Raw genomic sequence first — 20,545 nt, forward strand, 5'->3', positions numbered from 1 at the left:
TGATAGTGTGGCAACGTCTATCGATAATCTGACCCTGCATCGCTATAAGCGCACTAATAAGGGCTATGAAGAAGCCCTGAGCGATGGTGTAAGCCTCAGGTTGATGTTGATCCCTGCTGGGGAATTTATGATGGGGGCTGCAGCAGATGACCCTGATGGCCGTGATGAAGAGCGTCCCCAGCATTTGGTGAAAGTACCGCAGTTTTTGATGGGGCAGTATCCGGTCACCCAGGCTCAATGGAGAGTGGTGGCTGGGTTTGAGCAAGTTGAGCGGACCTTAGAGCCTGATCCTTCTAAATTCAAGGGGGATAATCGACCGGTGGAACAAGTGTCTTGGTACGAAGCAGTAGAGTTTTGTCAGCGACTTTCGGCCAAGACAGGTCGGGAGTATGGATTGCCAAGCGAAGCAGAGTGGGAATATGCCTGTCGGGCAGGAACTGAGACGCCTTACCATGTTGGCGAGAAGATTACGGCTGAGATTGCTAATATTGCTGAGCCTAATTCAAGAGAAGAATATCAAGATGAGCATACGCCAGTTAACTACTTTAATGTGGCCAATGCTTGGGGCCTATGTGACATGCATGGCAATGTGTTGGAATGGTGTCAAGACCATTGGCATGGCAATTATGACAAGGCACCGAATGATGGAAGCGCTTGGTTAACAGACAATGAAGATTCTAGGCGTGTACTACGCGGCGGTTCCTGGTTCAACAGTCCGCGCCATTGCCGCTCCGCCTCTCGCTACTTCAGTACGCCCGACGACCGCGACATCCGTATCGGTTTTCGTGTAGTATGTCGTGCCCCGTTGGCGCTAGCCTTCTCGTAGAGTGGGCTCTTCCGTAACCCTTTCTCCCTTTTACACTCTTACCCTCTTTGGCGCGTAGCGCCTCGATTTTTTCTCGATCTAGCTCCCAGACTCCGGCTAGGAGCCGCTGGGGAAGCTCCACAGCCATCAGTGCCCCTTCGCCAAATCAGCATAGTCCGCTATTCTCACCCCCAAAATAACTAGCAAAACCGCCTCCACCACAGACAAAACCACCGCAAACGCAGAAACCTTTCCTGCTAACAGCCAAAACGCCACCAGTGCTACCAAACCAGAGATCACAAACGTCACCTGATCAATAAATAGCTGAGTATACTTCCGTCGTTTGCGCCGGGGATCATCCCGATGGGCAGTTTCCCAACCAAATAAATATTTCTCATCAGCGGAGCCGCCGATCAGTGCACTTACTCGCTTCTCCAGGTCGTAGCGGACATAGCGTCCGATGGCAGAAATTTTTTCGTCGTTGATTAGATATGTCCAGCCCATCACCAGACATACCCAAGGAATCACCAAGAATGCAGTGGCCCCCTTGGCATTGGTCAAGCCAAAGGAAGCGATGGCTCCAAAAATCCCCAGGGTGACGTACAGCAGATTATCGCGGAAGCCAATACGCATACTTTGCTCTGCTTTCAGGACCCGGTACTCGTCCATCAAAATTTGTAGGGTTTGCTCGTTGCGATCCATAGGCTTAGAAACGTAAAATGTATCAAATTAATTGTGTCGATTTGCTATAAAAACTATGGGATTTCACGGGAAATTTCCAGAATTTGGGTAAGGTGCATTGTATCGACCCAAATAGATACGGTTGAGATGATCTACTAGCAAGCGATGCCTCAAGACAACCTTTGTGCAGTCATTCTTACGGCATTACCAGTTGAATTTAAGGCTGTCCGAGCATTTTTATCAGATTGTAAAGAGGATATTCATCCTACAAAGCAGACTGTCTATGAGCGCGGAACATTTACAGCGAATGGTAAATGCTGGGATGTTGGCATTGTTGAGATTGGCCCAGGTAATGTAGATGCAGCACTAGAGACGGGTAGTGCCCTTGAACATTTCAAGCCTCAAGTAGTGCTTTTTGTTGGCATTGCAGGGGGTATTAAAGATGTGAAAATTGGTGATGTCGTTGCGGCCACTAAAATCTATGGTTATGAATCAGGCAAAGCAGAAGCTGGAGTATTTAAGCCCCGTCCGGAAGTAGGCGAGAGTTCTTACAGCTTAGTGCAACGTGCACGTGCAGAAGCACGTAATTCACAATGGCTACAACGATTATCTGACTCCCCTAATCGCTTGCCCGATGCATATGTGCGTCCCATTGCCGCTGGGGAAAAGGTTGTCGCCTCCACCCAGACCGCTGTTTGTAATTTTTTGCAGCATCACTACAGTGATGCTGTGGCAGTCGAAATGGAGGGATATGGTTTTATCAGAGCGGCTTATTCAAGCAAACAAACGACATCTGCCATAGTCATCCGGGGGATTTCTGACCTTCTTGACAATAAAAACGAGGCTAACAACAATCAAGCGCAAGAAGAAGTTCGACAAGCAACGGCATCGCATCATGCAAGCGCCTTTGCTTTTCAGCTGTTAACCAATTTTGAACCCTGCGAAAGTTTCGTTGATAAGCAAACTTCAGTCCACCAAGTTAGGTCCCAGGTGTGGGATGAACTGTTTGCCTACTTCAAAGAGTCAGATTTACCAATCATTGCTCCCCTGTGTCAGCAAATATTTGAAGATGAGCTGACGCTGGAACAACGGGATCCGTATTCAGAATTAAGTCAGTTGGATACCCTTGAAACCCTAAAAACTGTATTTAAGCGTCGAGATGATTTAAGTTTGGCAGTTAAGTGGGTAGGCCTTGTGATTCAATCATTTGAAAATCCGCTAGAAGGGACTCAAGAACGTTCTGTGCCTTCTGGGCTAAGGGGTTTTTTCAACGTTCATAAGCCTTCTCATGAGGAGGAGGAGGAGGTTAAGTCTGAAAAAAAGCAGCCTTCGAGCTATTTACTCATCGCCTTAGATCCTAAGGATGATGAAGATATGGTTGGTTTTACAGCTGAGCTTCATTCAACTGACAGTGCAGTACCAGAAAACCTATTTCCAGAAGGAGGAATCCAATGCTCTTTAGATGAGCCTCACGAAGACCTATGTAGGTATTTGTCTGAAGCATTTCGAAAAGCAAAGCAAGTCAAAACCATTGAATTTTTTCTATCCTGGCGACATTTTGATCAGCCTGTCCATGACTGGAAGGTTAAAGTCGATGCGCCTCTACCTCTTCCACTAAAGTTATTGCGAAACACGTTAGTAAGATCGTTAGATCGACTGACCCAAGAAGATTTCGTAGACGAGCGGATCGAAACTCTTGAAACACAATGGGATCGCTTGCAAGGATGTTGTGCTAAAGAGCTGATTAAGTCGTGTCATGAGGTGTTTACTCTAGACTGTGAAGCCTTGGCAGGCGAGCTGCTAGGCGGAGATGAATATATTATTTTCAAACTTCTTTCTGCTTTGCCTACAGATAAACAAGAACTGGAGCAGCTGCTGAGCATTGTAGTTTGGTCGGGGATACCCATTTGGTTTTGGTCTTACTGTTCCTTATCAGGGCCAGATAAAATCAATCTTTCCATCAAAATCAACGATTTTTTAAGTGCAGATAATCTACAAAATTCTGCAACGTTTGCTGAGATTATCAAAAAGAATCGTAAAAGCGTGCCAAATTTAGGCTTACTATGCGATTGTCCGACCCGGTTACCGGTTTTGGTGGACTGGAAAAACGGTCGCTTGCGTCAGCCTGCTGCTTAGTCCTCGTATCTGCTTAACTCTGTATGTCTAGCCCTATATCTGACTGGAAATTTTTTACAGGTGGCCTCAATGCAGAGGAGCAGCCCCAGCAGAGTTCACTGCAACCTATCACTGAGCGACCTGCCTGGCGGCAGTTTATGTCAAAAGCAGACTTTGAGAAAGATTGGGATGAGGCGAGCCAGAGACGATGGACCGAACTACGCAAGGAGATGCGATTAGACAATCGCTCTCGCGAACGGGGGCAAAGCTTTCGCCTCCGTCAGGCGGGTAACGGCCAATCGGAAATTCTGACAGCAGTTAACTCAGCGCTAGCATTGCGCCGCCCTTTGCTGATCACTGGCAATCCAGGCTCCGGTAAAACGTCGTTGGCCTATGCCATTGCCTATGAGCTGCAATTGGGGCCAGTGCTCCTCTGGCCAATTACCACACGTGCCAAGCTATCGGATGCACTGTATCAGTACGATGCGATCGCCCGTCTGCAAGACACCCAGTTTGATAAATCAGAACTGGAACTCCAAATGATGTTAGCCAAGGCTGACAACACAACACCCGATCGCCAAATAATAGACGAACTGAAAAAAGGACGTAGCCTAGGAAATTATATTCAGCTTGGCCCTGTGGGAACTGCGTTTTTACCCTCCCATTTACCTCGGGTACTGTTGATTGATGAGGTAGATAAAAGCGAACTGAACTTGCCCAACGATCTGCTCAATTTGTTTGAGGAAGGCAGCTATGAAATCCCTGAACTTGTCCGTCAAAAGAGCGACGAGCCGGTATCGGTAAGAACAGCAGACGATCAACTCCCTGCGAATATTATTAAGGGCAAGGTCACCTGTTATGAGTTTCCCTTAGTCATCATGACCAGCAATGGCGAGAGAGACTTTCCACCTGCCTTTCTACGACGCTGTTTGCGCATTAATATGCCAGATCCTGACAACAGCGATGTCCTAGAAAAAATTGTGGGAGCCCACTTTCAGCGCGGAGATGAGGCCAATACTGACTGGGGTGAGCTGAAAAAACGAATCAATCCCCTGGTTGTTAGTTTTGCTAATGATTTAAAGCGGAAAAAAACCTCTCTGGCGACAGATCAGTTATTAAATCTGGTTTATATGGTGCGTCAGTGTCGGTTCACGTCTGCAGAAATATTAGAACTGGACAGTGACGACGACAAAGACACCGAATTAGAGGTGATTAAAAAGATTTTGCTACGTCGTTTAACCAGTGATGCGGGTGGCAAATGAATACGGAACGGTTAGTCGAAGCTCTGAATGAATATGCGCTCAATCCGACAGAGATTGCGGATATTCTTTGGTTGGCGTTACGACAACCGCCTATAGATATTGCCCCCGAACCTGAGGAAAAGGATTCGTCTGAAACAGATGACATAGACCCACAGCCCTTGGATGAGGGGAACCCACCCATTGAGGAGGAGGAGGATCCTGATGATGGGGATGATGATGAACAGCCAAATAATCCTGCCGCCGATATTGCATCAATACCTCCAGGCAACCTTCCCCCTAAAGCCCTGCCCATTTCTGTTCCTGATGCTGGACTGCTAGAAGAAACACTGCCATTAGTGCGAGCCTTGAGGCCGCTACTTAAGCAAATTGAGTCTGAGACGGCTAGCCATGTAGATGAAGCAGCCACCGTCGATCACATTGCAGAAACAGATATCTGGTCACCGATTTTACAACCCGATCGCGAACCCTGGTTTGAGGTCGCGCTGGTCATTGATGGCAGTGCAGGCATGGCCCTATGGCAGCGGCTAATTCAAGATATCCAGCGATTGTTGCGCTGTTACGGATCGTTCCGTGACTTTCGGGTGTGGGAACTGGTCGTTAAAGACGGGCAGTCCGGTGTATGTGCTCTGCCTGATCGCTCAGTGCGAAGTCCTAGAGCTTTACTGACACCCAATGGTCGGCGGTTAACCCTGGTGTTTAGCGACTGCACGGCCGATTACTGGTGGGATGGCTCTCTGCAACCTATGCTCGCCCTATGGGGCCAGTCTATGCCCATTGCTATTTGGCAGGTATTACCGGACTGGATGTGGAAACGCACTGCCCTAGGCGTGGGTGAATACGTAGCAATCCGCAACCGTATTCCGGGGGCCGCTAACCAAGACTTAAAACCCACCTATTTAGCGTTGCGACCCCCCAAACGCCTGGCGCAACAGAATACAGCAGAGACAACATCCGGCCCCCCTATTTGCCTGCCAGTGATTACCACCGATGGCGCATCGATTGGGGCTTGGAGCCGGATGCTTGCAGGCGATCGCAGGCAGTCTGCCCCTGGGTTTGTTTTACCTGCTGACGGTTGGGAGCGGGGGCGTGAGCGTCCGGCCAATGAATCGGATCAACGGCTAGAGCAATTTCGACTGCGAGCCACCCCCGAGGCTCGGCGTCTGGCAGCGCTACTATCAGCAGCGCCAGTGATCACACTACCCGTGATGCGTCTGATTCGAGCATCAATGCTGTCGGGCTCATCCCCGTTGCCCGTGGCAGAGGTGTTCCTGGGAGGCTTGTTACAACGCTCTGCTGATCAGCCTGCGGATACTGGGGCTGAACTGGTTCAATATGACTTTCCTGTCGAAACCCGTGACAGGTTGTTGGATATATTGCCCCCTGTCGAGGCTGTCAGCGTCATTGATGCGGTGTCTGGCTATGTGGCAGAACAGTTGAACTGTACCTTAGCGGACTTTAGAGCCCTGTTATTATCTCCTGAGCTAAGGGCAGAAGCTGAGGCCTATGGGTTGAAAAAATTTGCTCAGGTCACAGCCCGGATTCTGCGCACCCTTGGGGATCAGTATGCAAACTTAGCCGATCAGTTGGATCCTCGGCAATCGGTAGATCCAAGCACTACTAAGGAATGGCCTGACTTTGAGCTGCAAACCTTTGAATATGCGGTGGCCGAATTCCTTGATTTCCCACCCCTGCGAACCCTCGACTATGAGACGGTTCAACTTCAACTGGAGGAAGAACCAAACTTTCCACCGCTACAGACCAAGGAAGTCGAAGTGGTCACCATTGTTCTGGAGGAACCCACTGGCACAATTCCTGTTGAAGAGATTAAAGCCTTTAGCTTTGATATGGCCATCATTGAGCGCAGGGGTATTTTCAGACGACCATGGGAAGTCCGCACTCAGAAACGTCAGGCAGAGCGCTATCGGGAACGGTTGGGAACCGACACATTTATAATGATGGTGGCCGTTCCCGCAGGCAGTTTTGTCATGGGTTCCCCCGCTGATGAGCCGGAACGGTTCGACAACGAAGGACCACAGCACGATGTACAGGTGAATGGATTCTTTATGGGGCAATATCCGGTGACCCAGGCCCAATGGCGCTTTGTGGCAGGGCTACCCCAAATTGAACATCCCCTAGAAGCTGATCCCAGCAGGTTCAAAGGGGATAATCGCCCGGTGGAGCAGGTTTCCTGGTACGAAGCAGTGGAGTTTTGTCAGCGGCTATCGGCCTACACGGGGCATGAGTATGGGCTACCGACGGAAGCAGAATGGGAATATGCCTGTAGAGCAAACACCACCACCCCGTTTAGCTTTGGAGAGATGATTACGACTGATGTGGCTAACTATAACGGTACCTACGTCTACAACGACGGTCGTAAAGGGCAATATCGAGAACAAACCACCCCAGTTACACAGGTTAGGGTGGCCAATGGTTTTGGCTTATGCGATATGCATGGGAACGTGTGGGAGTGGTGTCAGGATCACTGGCATGGAAACTACAACAGAGCACCGACTGATGGTAGCGCTTGGCTTACTGAAAACGAGGATGTTAATCATGTAGTACGCGGCGGTTCCTGGCCCTACGATCCGCGCAATTGCCGCTCCGCCTCTCGCGGCGACCTTACGCCCGACGCCCGCCTCGACACTGTCGGTTTTCGTGTAGTATGTCGTGCCCCGAGGGCTCTTCAGTAACCCTCTTTTTCTTTTACCCTCTTACCCTCTTTGGCGCGTAGCGCCTCGATTTTTCTAGCTCCCAGCGGCTCCGCCGCCATCCTCAACTCCATTTCCTAATCTATGGCCACCTTGTCAGCACAACCCCCAATTTCCTACAAACGACGACAGGAAACCATCCAGTTCTTTGCCGAAGTCCTAGCTGAAAACCTGACCTTGGAAATGGTGCAAATCCTTGCAGGCACATTTACCATGGGCTCCCCAGACGATGAACCAGAAAGATTTGATAATGAAGGGCCACAGCGAGATGTAACAGTGAATGAGTTCTTTATGGGGCAATATCCCATCACCCAGGCACAATGGCGCTTTGTGGCCGGGTTAACCCAGGTCGAACGAATTCTAGAATTAGACCCGTCTGGATTCAAAGGGGCTAACCTTCCAGTGGAGCGAGTATCGTGGTACGACGCTGTAGAGTTTTGTCAGCGACTATCAGCCTATACGGAACGTGAGTATGGGCTACCGACAGAAGCAGAGTGGGAATATGCCTGTCGAGCAGGGACCACCACCCCGTTTCATTTTGGGGAAATGATCACGACTGAGGTGGCTAATTATCAAGGTACTAAAACCTACAACAACGGACCAACCGGTGAATATCGACAGAAGACAACGCCCGTTGAACACTTTGGTATTGGCAATGCGTTTGGTTTATATGATATGCACGGAAATGTATGGGAGTGGTGCCAGGACCATTGGCATAGTAACTATAACAATGCTCCAACTAATGGAAGAGCTTGGCTCGCTGAAAAAGAGGATTCTAGACGTGTAGCACGCGGCGGTTCCTGGAACGGCAATCCGCGCAATTGCCGCTCCGCCTCTCGCAACAACATTACGCCCGACTACCGCTACTACACATTCGGTTTTCGTGTAGTATGTCGTGCCCCGAGGGCTCTTCGGTAACCCTCTTTTTCTTTTACTCTCTTACCCTCTTTGGCGCGTAGCGCCTCGATCTGGCACCCAGACTCCGGCTGGGTGCCCTCTCCAGCGGCTCTGCCGCCACCACTGAGAGGTATTACCCAGTCAGAACCTCCAACAACCCCACCTCTCCCATATAATTCCGATAGTTCGAATATCGCCAATGCTCCGGCCTATCTACATAGCCACGCTTCACCGGATTATTATGAATATAAGTAGGTGAACTCAATTTTGTTAAACTACTTTGGTTCTGCCCCCAAACCCCCAATTTTGGGGGCTGTGAGTCTGGACTCCCCCAGAATATAGCTCAAGGGACATTCAAGAAAGGGGGACGGGAGGGGGCCTCGATATCTGAAAATTAATTAGGATCACTTACTTATGCATTGAACTATGTGCGCCAAGCTATAAGTTCTCGGCTGACGCGATCAGGTGCCCATGGTTTTCCATAATGACGTAGCTGTAGAGCATTAGTCGATGATGGGTTTGCAAGAACCGTAGGGAGTCCAGCAGGATTGTTATGAGTTCTGGTTTGCTGAATATGGTCATCTATTGGACGGTAGAGCAAGTGATGAAGTGAGGTTGTGGACCGAGAACTCGGGATCGGGATCGGGCCATTGTATGGATTAGGCAGAGCTTTTTTAGAGTGCCCAGATGGGGAGAGGCAGAGCCTTGGGGATGGTGTCCAGCCGGAGTCTGGGCACTAGAGTGGGACTAGGCGGTAGAATCGGGATAGCTTTTTTTTTGTCATTTCTATGGTGGAACCTAAGCTTCTCCGAGAACAGCGCCAGACACGCTATTTCGTTGAACAGTTATCTGGTGAAGTAAGCATAGATATGATCCGCGTCCCTGGTGGCACATTTCTGATGGGTTCACCAGACGATGAACTCGATCGTCGTGATACGGAAGGGCCTCAGCACGAGGTGAGCGTACCCACCTTTTTTATGGGCCGATATCCGGTCACCCAAGCCCAGTGGAAAGCAGTGACTGCCCTTCCTCAAGTCGAGCATAAGTTAAACGCCGCCCCTTATAACTTTAAAGGGGATAATCGTCCTGTTGAGCAAGTTTCCTGGTATGAAGCAGTAGAGTTTTGTACTCGGCTATCAGCCCATACAGGGCGGGAGTATCGCTTGCCAAGCGAAGCAGAATGGGAATACGCCTGTCGAGCAGGCACCCAGACCCCATTTTACTTTGGAGAGACCATTACAACGGAAATAGCTAACTATCGCGGCACGGACGACGGGAGCCTTGGTTGGTCGGGTTCCTATGGACAAGGCCCCAAAGGAGAATATCGACAGGAAACAACACCAGTCGATCATTTTAATATTGCCAATGCCTTTGGCCTATGTGATATGCATGGGAACGTAGATGAATGGTGCCAGGATCACTGGCATGACAATTATCAAGAAGCTCCAAATGATGGAAGCGTTTGGTTAACGAACAATGAGGATTCTAGTCGTGTAGTACGCGGCGGTTCCTGGGGCACCTATCCGCGCAATTGCCTCTCCGCCTCTCGCCATGTCTATACGCCCGACTACCGCTACTACCGAATCGGTTTTCGTGTAGTATGTCGTGCCCCGTTGGCGCTAGCCTTCTCGTAGAGTGGGCTCTTTAGTAACCCTTTTTCTTTTTTACTCTCTTACCCTCTTTGGCGCGTAGCGTCTCGATTTTTTGACGCTCATACCATTGCCTCAGAGAGCCGTTTTATAAACGGTTGGCCCATAAAGGAACCTATCGCGATAGCCCGCAAAACGTTCCACGTAGGTTACTCCCCCCTCTTAACCTCAATTGCTAATTCTGAGCTTATGCCCCTAGTGTGCCAGTTGGCTCATTTCACTGAACTACTTTTGGACTACCGAACCACAGTTAGGTATGTGGATGCATCTTTTTCCCCGCCACATACACACCATTAGCACTGGGCTGCTCGCCGCCATCCTTCAGCCATACCTGGCCATTTTGCTTCAGAATAGTTGCCTGGACTCGGCTGATGCTGTCCCGGTAGTCGTTGGGGAAATTCCCCATCGCCACGCGATAGGTACAGTTGCCCCGGCCAATGGTGATTGGAAACTGATGTAGGGCGATTGGTGTCCGCTGGGTGGCCTGGCCTGGACAGGTTTCGACCAGATGTAACTGACTCATGCCCGGTCTACCGCTGTGCGATCGCAGGCCTCATAAATAAACTACGGTCATTAGGCGGACCGAGCATTATCCTTTGACCACATAGATTAATCGTTGTTGACCTCTTTAACGTTTCGATACAATAGCAAATGGACAACGGGCCCCATGGGAATGGGGCAATGTTGTTTGGACTGTCCGATTTGTCTATTCGGCTATATGTGGGAAACGCTTCAGCTTAGTTTGTATAACCTTAGTCAGCTGGCTAATGAATGGGTGGGTGCCCAGTTAGATCACCTGTCGTTGGCGAGTGTGGCGATTATTGCCGCCGCTGGTTTGCTCACCAGTTTGACCCCCTGTATGCTCTCCATGCTGCCGATTACGGTGGGCTACATGGGGAGCTACGAATTGGAAAATCGTTGGCAGGCGGTGGGGCAGTCTAGCTGGTTTGCCCTGGGGTTGGCCACCACCCTGGCCGGTTTGGGCATCGTCGCTAGCAGCCTGGGCTGGGTCTATGGCCAGGTGGGGGTGGGGTTGCCCATTGTGGTCAGTGCGATCGCAATTATCATGGGCCTCAATTTGCTCGAAGCCCTTCCCCTGCCGCCGTTGCCGTCCTATAGCGGCGCGGACTTTATGCAAAACAATATTCCGCGATCGCTCAAGTCCTATTTGCTGGGCCTGACCTTTGGTTTAGTGGCCTCCCCCTGTAGCACTCCGGTCCTCGCCACCCTGCTGGCCTGGGTGGGGCAAAAAGGCGATCCGCTCCTTGGCAGTTCGTTGCTGCTGGCCTACACCATCGGCTATGTCGCCCCCCTGGTGATTGCCGGGATCTTCACCGCATCAATTAAAAAGATCTTGGCCATTCGACAATGGTCCGGTTGGATCACCCCCGCCAGCGGTGTGTTGCTGATCGGCTTTGGCGTATTTTCTCTCCTGTCTCGGTTTATGCCAATTGCGTAAACATGGTGACCATGAGAGTTTCAGACATCCAACCAACCTTATCCAATTTGCAATTATCCGAACCCTATCCCCTCCTGGGAGGGGCTCCGGGGTGGGTTGGCCAATGGCGCAATTGTCTAAACCCACCCCGCCCCAAGGGCCCCCCTCCCGAGAGGGGATAGTCGCCATAAACAGATTTTTCGAGCAAAAGATTTTATCCCCTACCCGCCATGATTGCTGCCCTGAAACGTTACTTCAAAAAAGACCTGATTCCTCTCCTGGCAGACCTGCGCCTGGCCATTGTGCTGCTGCTGGTAATTGCGGTCTTTAGCATTTTAGGCACCGTCATCGAGCAGGGTCAAAGCCTCGCCTTTTACCAACAAAACTACCCCGAAGACCCTGCCCTATTTGGCTTCCTTAGCTGGAAGGTGCTGCTAATCTCAGGTCTCGACCATGTGTATCGCACCTGGTGGTACCTGTCTCTTCTCATTCTCTTTGGCAGTAGCCTCACCGCCTGCACCTTCACCCGACAAATTACGGCTCTGCGTTGGTTCTCCCGCACCTGGAATTTCTACAGCAAGCCCCGCCAGTTTGAAAAAATGGCCCTCAGCACCGAGCTAGACACGGGCACCATTAACCAGCTAACAGAATTTCTAGAAGCCAAACGCTACAAAACCTTCCACAAAGACGACACCATGCTCTATGCCCACAAGGGTTTGGCCGGGCGCATCGGTCCCATCGTGGTCCACGCCAGCATGCTAATTATTCTGCTGGGGGCCATGTACGGTGCCATGACCGGCTTCTTTGCCCAAGAGATGGTGCCCAGCGGCAACACCTTTACGGTGCAAAACGTGTTTGATGCGGGCCCCTGGGCCGGTCCCCAGATTCCCAAAGATTGGTCAGTAAAGGTCAATCGCTTCTGGATTGACTACAGCCCCGAAGGCCGGGTGGACCAGTTCTATTCCGACCTGTCGGTGCTGGACGACCAGGGAGAAGAGGTGAAGCGCAAAACCGTATGGGTCAATCAGCCCCTGCGCTATCGCAACGTCACCATGTACCAGGCCGACTGGTCCATTGCCGGGGTGCGGGTGAAGATTAACAACAGCCCGATTTTGCAGTTGCCCATGGCCCCCATCGAAACCGAAAATGGCGGCAAACTGTGGGGCACCTGGGTGCCCACCAAACCCGACATGAGTGCGGGGGTGTCGCTAATTGCCCAGGATTTGCAGGGTACCCTGCTGGTCTACAACGAAAAAGGAGAACTCATTTCCACCGTGCGGGAGGGCACGTCGGTGGAGGTGAATGGCGTCACCCTGTCGGTGCCTGAGATTATTGGCAGTACCGGGTTGCAAATCAAGGCGGATCCCGGTGTACCCTTTGTTTACCTAGGGTTTGGCCTGCTGATGCTGGGGGTGGTTATGAGCTATGTGTCCCATTCCCAGGTGTGGGCGTTGCAGGATGGCGACAAACTCTATGTGGGCGGCCGCACCAACCGGGCCCAGGTATCGTTCGAGCGTGAGCTAGTGGCCGTTTTAGATGAACTCAGTGATGGCGATGGTGCCGACACACCAAAGGAGTTGGTGACGTCCTAAGGGACTAGGCGTTGAGGGGGGAGTCATGCCATAGTCGTGTCTGCTGACGCTGTTCCCTATGTTTTGCCATGGCAGACGATCTTCGTAGCCAACTGCTGAAAGAGTTTGAGCATCTGGCGAAAATCCCCAAGTTGTTTGACCGGGAGTATGAGCTGATTCAGCGGGCCCAGGCATTTGAGGCAGAGCATGGGTTGAGTGCCGACGAGTATCAGCGATTGTTTGGGCTGTATCAGCGGGATAGGGCTTTACCAGACTGGCTGGAAAACATCGTTCGGGTGACCCAACGGTTTCGAGTCATTGTGCAAACGCTGCAGGGGTTAACATCCCTGGCGATTTTACTCAGTGCCCTACAGTTTCTCTACGGTTTTCGAGAACGACAAACCCGAATCGTCAATGACAAATGGGCAACTGTAGCATCGGATATTCGGGTGGGGAGTGCGAAAAAAGAGGCCATTGAATTTCTCCACGATCGGGGTGAGTTGTTGTCTAATTTGGAAGCCGTCGATACCCAATTGAGCTATCTAAATTTGCCAGGGAAGGCTAATTTGCAGGAGGCTGACTTTCGGGGGGCAAATCTTTATTATGCGTACTTCAAAGGTGCCACCCTCTACCGCAGTGATTTCTCCAATTACGATGGTGAACTTACCAATTTAGAAGCCGTCAATTTTCAGGAGACCGACCTGCGGCAAGCCAACTTTCGGGGCGTCAATATGAAGTATGCGTGTTTCAGTGGGGCCAACCTAGAAAAGGCCAACTTTGAAAAGGCGCATTTGGTGGGCACTGACTTTCGGGGGGCGCGTAAGTTAACGGCGGATCAAATTCGGGCGGCGGGGAAAACATCTTACGAACGGGCGCTGTTTGATGATGAGCTGAGCCGGAAATTGGAGCTACCGCCGACTGATGTTGAACCGGCTGACCGGTGTGTGATCAAGCCGCGATCGCGCACCTGGTGGCAAGGCTTTCTTGGCCGCTAAGCTAACGGCGGCTCCTGGGGCAGCTGCCCCAGGATGAAGCACCCTTGCCCAATGGTCAACTAATGGGTACCACCAAGTGATTGAGTGGGCCTATGGTGTGCTTGGTAAGCCTGTGAACCCGGCTGATGGCACCGCCATCTCAATAAAAAAGCCTTTGCGGTCTAGAAAAAGACTAGAAAAAAGCCCCTTGCATTTCTGCAAGGGGCAGCCATTTAGCTGTGTTGTAGGAGAGTCGTGGTGACGCTTTAGGAGACGCCTAAGGGTCTGACGTTATAGACCCTTAGGTCTGACGTTATGGACCCTTAGGTCTGACGTTATGGACCCTTTGGGTCTAACGGTCGTTTGTCTTAAATAGGGAAACAGGGGGTTTCCCATCAATTCCGGCCGAAGTTTTGTGATCTTCATCATGGTTTTGTATGATGAAGATCACATTGTGGATATTGCACCCCTGCCATTGCATATAAGAAGCCCCCGTGGACGCTAGGACTCACGGGGGCTTCGAGTTAGATATAGGGGGTGCCTAAATTTAGATTTTCTCGAATAGAGACCCTCTACCAGAGAGAATCTAAATTGGGATGGGTAAGACAATATTCTGTTTACTCATCCGCCTTGTAGGCGATATAGGGTTTTGAAATAAGGAGTAATGCAATAGTTGCTTAATCCGTGAATTCACTGTAGCCCGACCATTACCCATTGCACCTCCCCTAGTGAAGATGCCTATGGTTTACTTACACAATTGTTAAGTTTTTGGAGGTTGTGGTTGCGATCGCTGCGCAGTAAACCACTGGGGTAATCAAAAATGTCGTCGCTGGCCTTCAGGATGGTTTTGGCGGTCAGGCGCAAAAACCTCCACCAACTTGGCTGAGGAATGGGGGGAAGATCAGCCCCCCGTATTTGCCCTAGACGTCATGCGCAGTTACTCAGATCGCCTGCGGCACTTAAAAGGCCGATAAGTAAGTAAGGGCCGATATAAGAAGCCCCCAAGAATCCTAAGACTCATGGGGGCTTCGCGTTAGATATAAAGGGTGCCTAAATATAGAGATGCCTAGATTCAGGTAAGTAATACAGTAATCTGCCTACTTAAATAAAAGGGTCGAGATAGAGTGTTATGCAATAATTCGCTTTGTCTGTGAATCTACTGTAGGTCGATGCGGGGCATCCCCTTCTTTTTACAGAGTACCCCTATGGTCTGCTTACATAAACATTAAAGTTTTAGGGGTTGTGTCCCAGATCACTGTATAGATCGCACCTCAGGGGATACAAAACGATTTCTGATGGCGTTGGTGTCGGTGCTTCATCAATGTAGCGATAGATGGTGGCACCAGACGCTTTAAAAGCACAACAGCACCCAGAACGATCTACCTGAGAAATTCTTCTACCTTCAACAAGACTTTCAAGAGTTGTTCTGCGAAGAAAAAATCACAAAAAACAATGCTCTCTAGTATAAGCGAGAAGAGATATCAGTGACCTGATTGGGTGCTGGTATTGAGCCGTCAAACGATTCTGATGAGATATCGATTGTTGACCTCCTTCGTTGTGGTTATGGGCTTTTCAGCTCCATGTAAACAGCATACCTATACGGGGAAGGGGTATCTCTTTTTTGACATAAACGGTAATGTTGTTTGGTTTTGTTGCTGATTGGTTAGCTGAGCTGGTTCGTTGGGCCTTAGCTTTACCGGGGCACAAAAAAGCCTCTGCTAATTTGGCAGAGGCTCAGGATGGGTGTTGTGAAAGCTAGAAAATGAAAAGGTGCCCTAGGAAAGCGGCCACGCGGCACCTACCCATGCGCCCCGCCATTAGCGGACAATGGACTTAGTCCGAGCATCCAGACCGTTCAAGCGCTCAGCTTGGATATTGTCAACGGCATTGGAAGGGCTATTGAGGGATTCGAGGCGTAGCTTGTGGACGCTGTTCTTTTGGCGAGCGTCTAGACCATCCAGGCGGGTGGCTTGCACATTGTCTACAGCCTTAGTGCGGGCATCCAATGCCTCTAGGCGAGCGGCTTGGATATCTTCGATGGCTTTGGACTGGTTGTTTAGGTGCTCAATGCGTAGCTTGTGGATGCTGTTCTTTTGGCGAGCATCTAGACCGTCTAGGCGAGTGGCTTGCACATTGTCTACAGCCTTAGTGCGGGCATCCAATGCCTCTAGGCGAGCGGCTTGGATATCTTCGATGGCCTTGGACTGATTGTTTAGGTGCTCAATGCGTAGCTTGTGGATGCTGTTCTTGCTACGGCTGTCCAGCTCTTCGAGGCGGGTGGACTGAATATTGAAACTAGCGGGCTCGATGGCGGAGGCAACGGGGGCAATGGCAGCGGATGCAACGAGAACGGTTAAGGCGGAAAGAAGTGTGCGTTTCATAGTTAAAGCTCCTGGGGGATTCAGCGAAGTGTGTTTGCTTCATTAATTACTAGAATGCCGGGGCTACCTGAACGCTACGTGACGGCTAACTGAGGGTTACTTAAGGGGTTTCTGAGATTACCTGAGAAAATTGGGTGATGGGGATGGCTGTTAAAAGCCAATAAAAAAAGCCCATAGCAGAAGTCTGCTATGGGCCGCCATATTAGGAGAGTTGTGTGACGATTGGGGCGACGTGACCGCTAAACGCTGTAGCGCACACCGCGATAGGTGAGTTTGCGACCAGCGGGCTGGGCAGGCGTTAACTTTTGGGTTCTCATTTTGAAGGTGCGGCCCATAAAGCACAGCTCCGTATCGGTTTCCATCGTTTCGATGGACTGAGCAGAGGGGGTGTAGGATGCGCCGAGGTGAGTTAGTTTCATGGGTAGATTCCTGATAAGTGTGTGGAACTTTGTTTGTTCTGAATAGGGAAACAGGCCGCTGCCCATCAATTCCGGTCGTTGTTTTGTGATCTTTATAAGAAGCCCCCATGGACGCTAAGGCTCATGGGGGCTTCGAGTTAGATATAGGGGGTGCCTAGATTTGGAGGGTCTCTACTTAGGGAGAATCTAAATCGGGGTAAGGAAGACAGTATTCTGTTTACTTACCCACCGTGTAGGCGATATAGGGTTTTGGCATAGGGAGTAATGCAATAGCTGCTTTATCCGTGTATTCACTGTAGCCCGACCCTGGGGCACGGCACCTCCCTTGGGCAAGATGCCTATGGTTTACTTACGGAAGTGTTAAGTTTTTGGGGACTATGGTTGCGATCGCTGCGCAGTAACCCCCTTGAGTAATAAAAACATCGTTTTTAGCGTTCAGGATGGTTTTGTCTGTTAGTTGGTATATCCGCAAAAAAGCCTCCACCACATGGGCAGAGGCTGGGAGTATGGGTTGAAAGCAAGCAAGGCAATGCCTCTGGCTGACGGAGATGTGGCACCCAACCTGGATTAGTCGCTATGGTCCAATCGCAGACCCTTGCCGTTAGCGGATGGTGGACTTAGTACGGGCATCTAGTCCGTTTAGACGCTCGGCTTGAATATTGTCAACGGCGTTGGATGGGCTATTGAGCGATTCAAGGCGTAGCTTATGGACGCTGTTTTTGGTGCGGGCGTCTAATGCTTCTAACCGAGCAGCTTGGATATTCTCAACAGCCTTAGATTGGGTGTTTAGGTGCTCAATGCGTAGCTTGTGGACGCTGTTTTTCTGACGAGCATCTAGACCGTCTAGGCGAGTGGCTTGCACATTGTCTACAGCCTTAGTGCGGGCATCCAATGCGTCTAGGCGAGTGGCTTGGATATCTTCGATGGCCTTGGACTGATTGTTTAGGTGCTCAATGCGTAGTTTGTGGACGGAGTTCTTGCTACGGCTGTCCAGCTCTTCGAGGCGGGTGGACTGGATATTGAAGCTTGCGGGTTCGATGGCGGAAGCGACGGGTGCAACGGCAGCGGATGTAATGAGAACGGTTAAGGCGGAAAGAATCGTGCGTTTCATGGTTAAGGCTCCTTGGTGAATCAGTGAAGTGTGTTTGCTCCATTGATTACTAGAATGCCGGGGCTACCTGAACGCTATCTGACCGGTAACTGAAAGTTGCTTAAGGGGTTTCTGAATTTGGCTGAGGGATTGTTGTGATTTGGGTCACCCGTGTTTGCCAAAACTGAGATTTGAGTGCAGAACCCTTGCAAGTCACGGATAATCTGAGATACTGGGCCACTTGAGACGCTTGTATGTGATTGTAGCGATGGGGTTGGAATAAAATGACTAAGATTGAAAGGCGCTTTTCAGTCGCACAGTTTTGTTTTTACACGGTCAGGGACTATTGCGCATGACATATAAATGCAAATGTTGTGGCAAAATTCACGATGCTCTTCCAGATTTAGGGTTTGATAGACCGACATATGCAGCGTCTGTCCCTGATGGAGAATTTACATCTAGAGTTCAACTGGATCAAGACCTCTGTGTTCTAGACGAGGAGCACTATTTCATTCGCGGTATTCTTCTGATTCCTGTGCATGGGTATGAACAGGACTTCGGTTTAGGGGTATGGGTTTCTCAAAAGAAAGAGAATTTTGAACGATATGTGGACAATTTTGATACAGCTGATATAGGTCCGTTTTTTGGTTGGCTTTCCAATGAGTTTATGTATGGTGATCAATCTACATTGAGTTTAAAGACAATGGCTCATTTTCAAGGGGAGGGTCTGCGACCACTAATTCTCTTAGAGGAGTCTGATCACCCGTTATCTATCGCACAACGGAAGGGAATAAGCTTAGATGAGGCTTGGACCTTTGTTCATCAACATCTCAACTGAGCGCTATATAACGAAAATCTGCAATAAGTCGTGCCAGCCGCTCATTATTCGATGAAATATAGGTCATCAGGTTTGCTGGGGTCGTAGTGTTTGGATCGATGGTTTGGGGGTTACTAGGGGACTGTCCATAATTTTGTGTAAGCGATCTATCATCCATATACATCAGGAGATCGCCCCATGGCTCGCAAGAAAAAAGAACCGAATCGCGTTGATGAATTGCTAGACGAACTACTGGAAGACTGCGCCACCCCTGAGGATATCTTGGGCGAGTCGGGTCTGATGAAGCAAATCAAAAAGCGTCTGGTGGAACGCGCCTTAGCCGGTGAACTTAATCATCATCTTGAATCGAGTGCAGCGGATGAGCAGCCCAAAAATAGTCGCAACGGCAGCTCGAAGAAAACGGTGCAATCGGAGGACGGAGAACTCGAACTGTCCATCCCACGTGACCGGAACAGTAGCTTTGAACCGATACTGGTGCCCAAGCATCAGCGTCGCCTAGCCGGTCTTGATGAAAAGATACTGGCTCTATATGCTCGGGGTATGAGCACGCGGGACATCAGTGCCCAGCTCAAAGAATTGTACGGAGGCGCGACGATATCAGCGTCTGTGATTAGTGAGGTCATTGATACTGTTAGTGCGGATGTCAAAGCCTGGCAAGCTCGCCCGCTCGACGAGCTGTATCCGATTGTCTATCTCGATGCCCTGTACGTAAATATCAAGGTGTCAGGCCGGGTGAGCAAGCGTGCTGTCTATGTGGTCCTGGGCATTGACCGAGAGGGTGAAAAACAACTCCTGGGTCTATGGATCGGTGAGGCCGAAACCGAGGGAGCTAAATTCTGGCTGAAAGTACTCACAGACCTTAAAAATAGGGGATTGACCGATATTCTGATTGCCTGTTGCGATGGACTCAAGGGGTTTCCCAATGCCATTGAAGCGGTGTATCCCAAAACTCAGGTACAGCTATGCATTGTCCACCTGATGCGTAACTGTATGAAATATGTCCCCTGGAAAGACCGAAAGGCCGTTGCCAAAGACCTCAAGCCGATTTACCAAGCAGCCACCCTGGCGGAGTCAGAAGCGGCCCTGGATGCCTTTAGTGAAAAATGGGATGAGGCCTACCCAGCCATCAGTCAGATCTGGATTCGTCACTGGGAACATGTCATTCCTATTTTTGACTACCCGATGGAGATTCGTCGTGTGATTTACACCACCAATGCCATTGAATCGCTCAATCGTTCTCTGCGTAAGGTGATTAAGACCAAAGCGGTCTTTCCTGATGAAGCCGCTGTTTTCAGGTTAATGTACCTGGCGATGAAGAATATCGCGAAGAAATGGAATCGTCCCATTAACAATTGGCGTGCTGCCTTGTCTCATTTTGCTATTCTGTTTCCAGAACGCTTTTCTCTCTAAACAAACAGCGTTTACACAAAATTCAGATGTGCGACACGTTCTCTTAAAACCAGGCGACTGGGGGAAGAGAGGCAAGGAGGCAATATATCTCGTTGATAACTGATGTTTCTGATGAGAGTGAAAATCTCTCCCTCCCGGTGGTGGAGTGAAAGCATAGTCCCCAGGTTCGCGACTAGCCATCAACGCCTGAAGCGGGACTAAACGGCGGTAACTGGAAGCCTACTCTGGAATCCCGTCTAGCAAGCTGTATAGGGATACGCGAGGAATCTACGTCTGAAGGGTCGTGATTTGTAAGCGGTGAAATCAG

General features: G+C 50.2%; 15 protein-coding genes and 2 pseudogenes. 11 read left to right on the forward strand and 6 right to left on the reverse strand.

Annotated features, from left to right (window positions below):
- Window positions 1-7: 7 nt before the first annotated feature.
- Window positions 8-826: a formylglycine-generating enzyme family protein gene (locus IXB28_RS01245; RefSeq protein WP_326520912.1), complete on the forward strand. Its 819-nt coding sequence runs from the start codon at window positions 8-10 to the stop codon at window positions 824-826.
- Window positions 827-952: 126 nt separating this feature from the next.
- Here the strand turns inward: IXB28_RS01245 and IXB28_RS01250 are convergent, their stop codons facing one another.
- Window positions 953-1,507 (reverse strand): hypothetical protein, encoded by a 555-nt coding sequence (locus IXB28_RS01250; protein WP_215616722.1) that lies wholly within the window; start codon window positions 1,505-1,507, stop codon window positions 953-955.
- A gap of 144 nt (window positions 1,508-1,651) precedes the next feature.
- On the opposite strand from IXB28_RS01250, the gene IXB28_RS01255 reads away from it, so the two are divergent.
- From IXB28_RS01255 to IXB28_RS01270, 4 genes are all read left to right on the forward strand, one after another.
- Window positions 1,652-3,622 carry a phosphorylase family protein gene (locus IXB28_RS01255; RefSeq protein ID WP_215616723.1) on the forward strand — a complete coding sequence of 657 codons (1,971 nt, stop codon included), beginning with the start codon at window positions 1,652-1,654 and terminating at the stop codon, window positions 3,620-3,622.
- Between the two features lie 35 nt (window positions 3,623-3,657).
- The gene (locus IXB28_RS01260) at window positions 3,658-4,863 is read left to right on the forward strand and encodes an AAA family ATPase (protein ID WP_215616800.1); all 1,206 of its coding nucleotides are present in this window, start codon (window positions 3,658-3,660) and stop codon (window positions 4,861-4,863) included.
- Window positions 4,860-7,553 carry a formylglycine-generating enzyme family protein gene (locus IXB28_RS01265; protein WP_215616724.1) on the forward strand — a complete coding sequence of 898 codons (2,694 nt, stop codon included), beginning with the start codon at window positions 4,860-4,862 and terminating at the stop codon, window positions 7,551-7,553. The genes IXB28_RS01260 and IXB28_RS01265 overlap by 4 nt, the downstream gene beginning before the upstream one ends.
- A gap of 102 nt (window positions 7,554-7,655) precedes the next feature.
- A complete protein-coding gene (locus tag IXB28_RS01270; RefSeq protein ID WP_215616725.1) occupies window positions 7,656-8,489 on the forward strand; it encodes a formylglycine-generating enzyme family protein in 834 nt (277 codons plus the stop codon).
- A 112-nt stretch (window positions 8,490-8,601) separates the two neighbouring features.
- Here IXB28_RS01270 and IXB28_RS16960 read toward each other — a convergent pair.
- Window positions 8,602-8,718, reverse strand: a pseudogene (locus tag IXB28_RS16960) (transposase); the annotation flags it as partial.
- Window positions 8,719-9,256: 538 nt separating this feature from the next.
- On the opposite strand from IXB28_RS16960, the gene IXB28_RS01275 reads away from it, so the two are divergent.
- Entirely contained in the window at window positions 9,257-10,102 is an 846-nt protein-coding gene (locus tag IXB28_RS01275; RefSeq protein ID WP_215616726.1) for a formylglycine-generating enzyme family protein, read from the forward strand.
- A 265-nt stretch (window positions 10,103-10,367) separates the two neighbouring features.
- On the opposite strand, the gene IXB28_RS01280 is transcribed toward IXB28_RS01275, so the two are convergent.
- A complete protein-coding gene (locus tag IXB28_RS01280; protein ID WP_215616727.1) occupies window positions 10,368-10,640 on the reverse strand; it encodes an FHA domain-containing protein in 273 nt (90 codons plus the stop codon).
- A gap of 195 nt (window positions 10,641-10,835) precedes the next feature.
- Here IXB28_RS01280 and IXB28_RS01285 point away from each other — a divergent pair, with 195 nt between their 5' ends.
- From IXB28_RS01285 to IXB28_RS01295, 3 genes are all read left to right on the forward strand, one after another.
- Complete coding sequence (locus IXB28_RS01285; protein ID WP_215616801.1) at window positions 10,836-11,576, forward strand: cytochrome c biogenesis protein CcdA; 741 nt, start codon at window positions 10,836-10,838, stop codon at window positions 11,574-11,576.
- Between the two features lie 209 nt (window positions 11,577-11,785).
- Window positions 11,786-13,147 carry a cytochrome c biogenesis protein gene (locus tag IXB28_RS01290; RefSeq protein WP_215616728.1) on the forward strand — a complete coding sequence of 454 codons (1,362 nt, stop codon included), beginning with the start codon at window positions 11,786-11,788 and terminating at the stop codon, window positions 13,145-13,147.
- 68 nt (window positions 13,148-13,215) lie between these two features.
- A complete protein-coding gene (locus tag IXB28_RS01295) occupies window positions 13,216-14,121 on the forward strand; it encodes a pentapeptide repeat-containing protein (RefSeq protein WP_215616729.1) in 906 nt (301 codons plus the stop codon).
- Between the two features lie 1,904 nt (window positions 14,122-16,025).
- Here IXB28_RS01295 and IXB28_RS01300 read toward each other — a convergent pair.
- From IXB28_RS01300 to IXB28_RS01310, 3 genes and pseudogenes are all read right to left on the reverse strand, one after another.
- A pseudogene (locus IXB28_RS01300) lies at window positions 16,026-16,481 on the reverse strand (hypothetical protein); the annotation flags it as partial.
- Between the two features lie 239 nt (window positions 16,482-16,720).
- Window positions 16,721-16,900 (reverse strand): DUF4278 domain-containing protein, encoded by a 180-nt coding sequence (locus IXB28_RS01305; RefSeq protein WP_215616730.1) that lies wholly within the window; start codon window positions 16,898-16,900, stop codon window positions 16,721-16,723.
- 601 nt (window positions 16,901-17,501) lie between these two features.
- On the reverse strand, window positions 17,502-18,011 hold the full coding sequence (locus IXB28_RS01310) for a hypothetical protein (RefSeq protein WP_215616731.1): 510 nt from the start codon (window positions 18,009-18,011) through the stop codon (window positions 17,502-17,504).
- Window positions 18,012-18,342: 331 nt separating this feature from the next.
- On the opposite strand from IXB28_RS01310, the gene IXB28_RS01315 reads away from it, so the two are divergent.
- Together IXB28_RS01315 and IXB28_RS01320 are read left to right on the forward strand one after the other, a co-directional pair.
- Entirely contained in the window at window positions 18,343-18,828 is a 486-nt protein-coding gene (locus IXB28_RS01315; RefSeq protein ID WP_215616732.1) for a DUF2199 domain-containing protein, read from the forward strand.
- A 177-nt stretch (window positions 18,829-19,005) separates the two neighbouring features.
- On the forward strand, window positions 19,006-20,238 hold the full coding sequence (locus IXB28_RS01320) for an IS256 family transposase (protein ID WP_215616733.1): 1,233 nt from the start codon (window positions 19,006-19,008) through the stop codon (window positions 20,236-20,238).
- The last annotated feature ends 307 nt before the right edge of the window (window positions 20,239-20,545 follow it).

The organism is Leptothoe kymatousa TAU-MAC 1615, assembly GCF_018739865.1.
GTDB lineage: Bacteria > Cyanobacteriota > Cyanobacteriia > Phormidesmidales > Phormidesmidaceae > Leptothoe > Leptothoe kymatousa.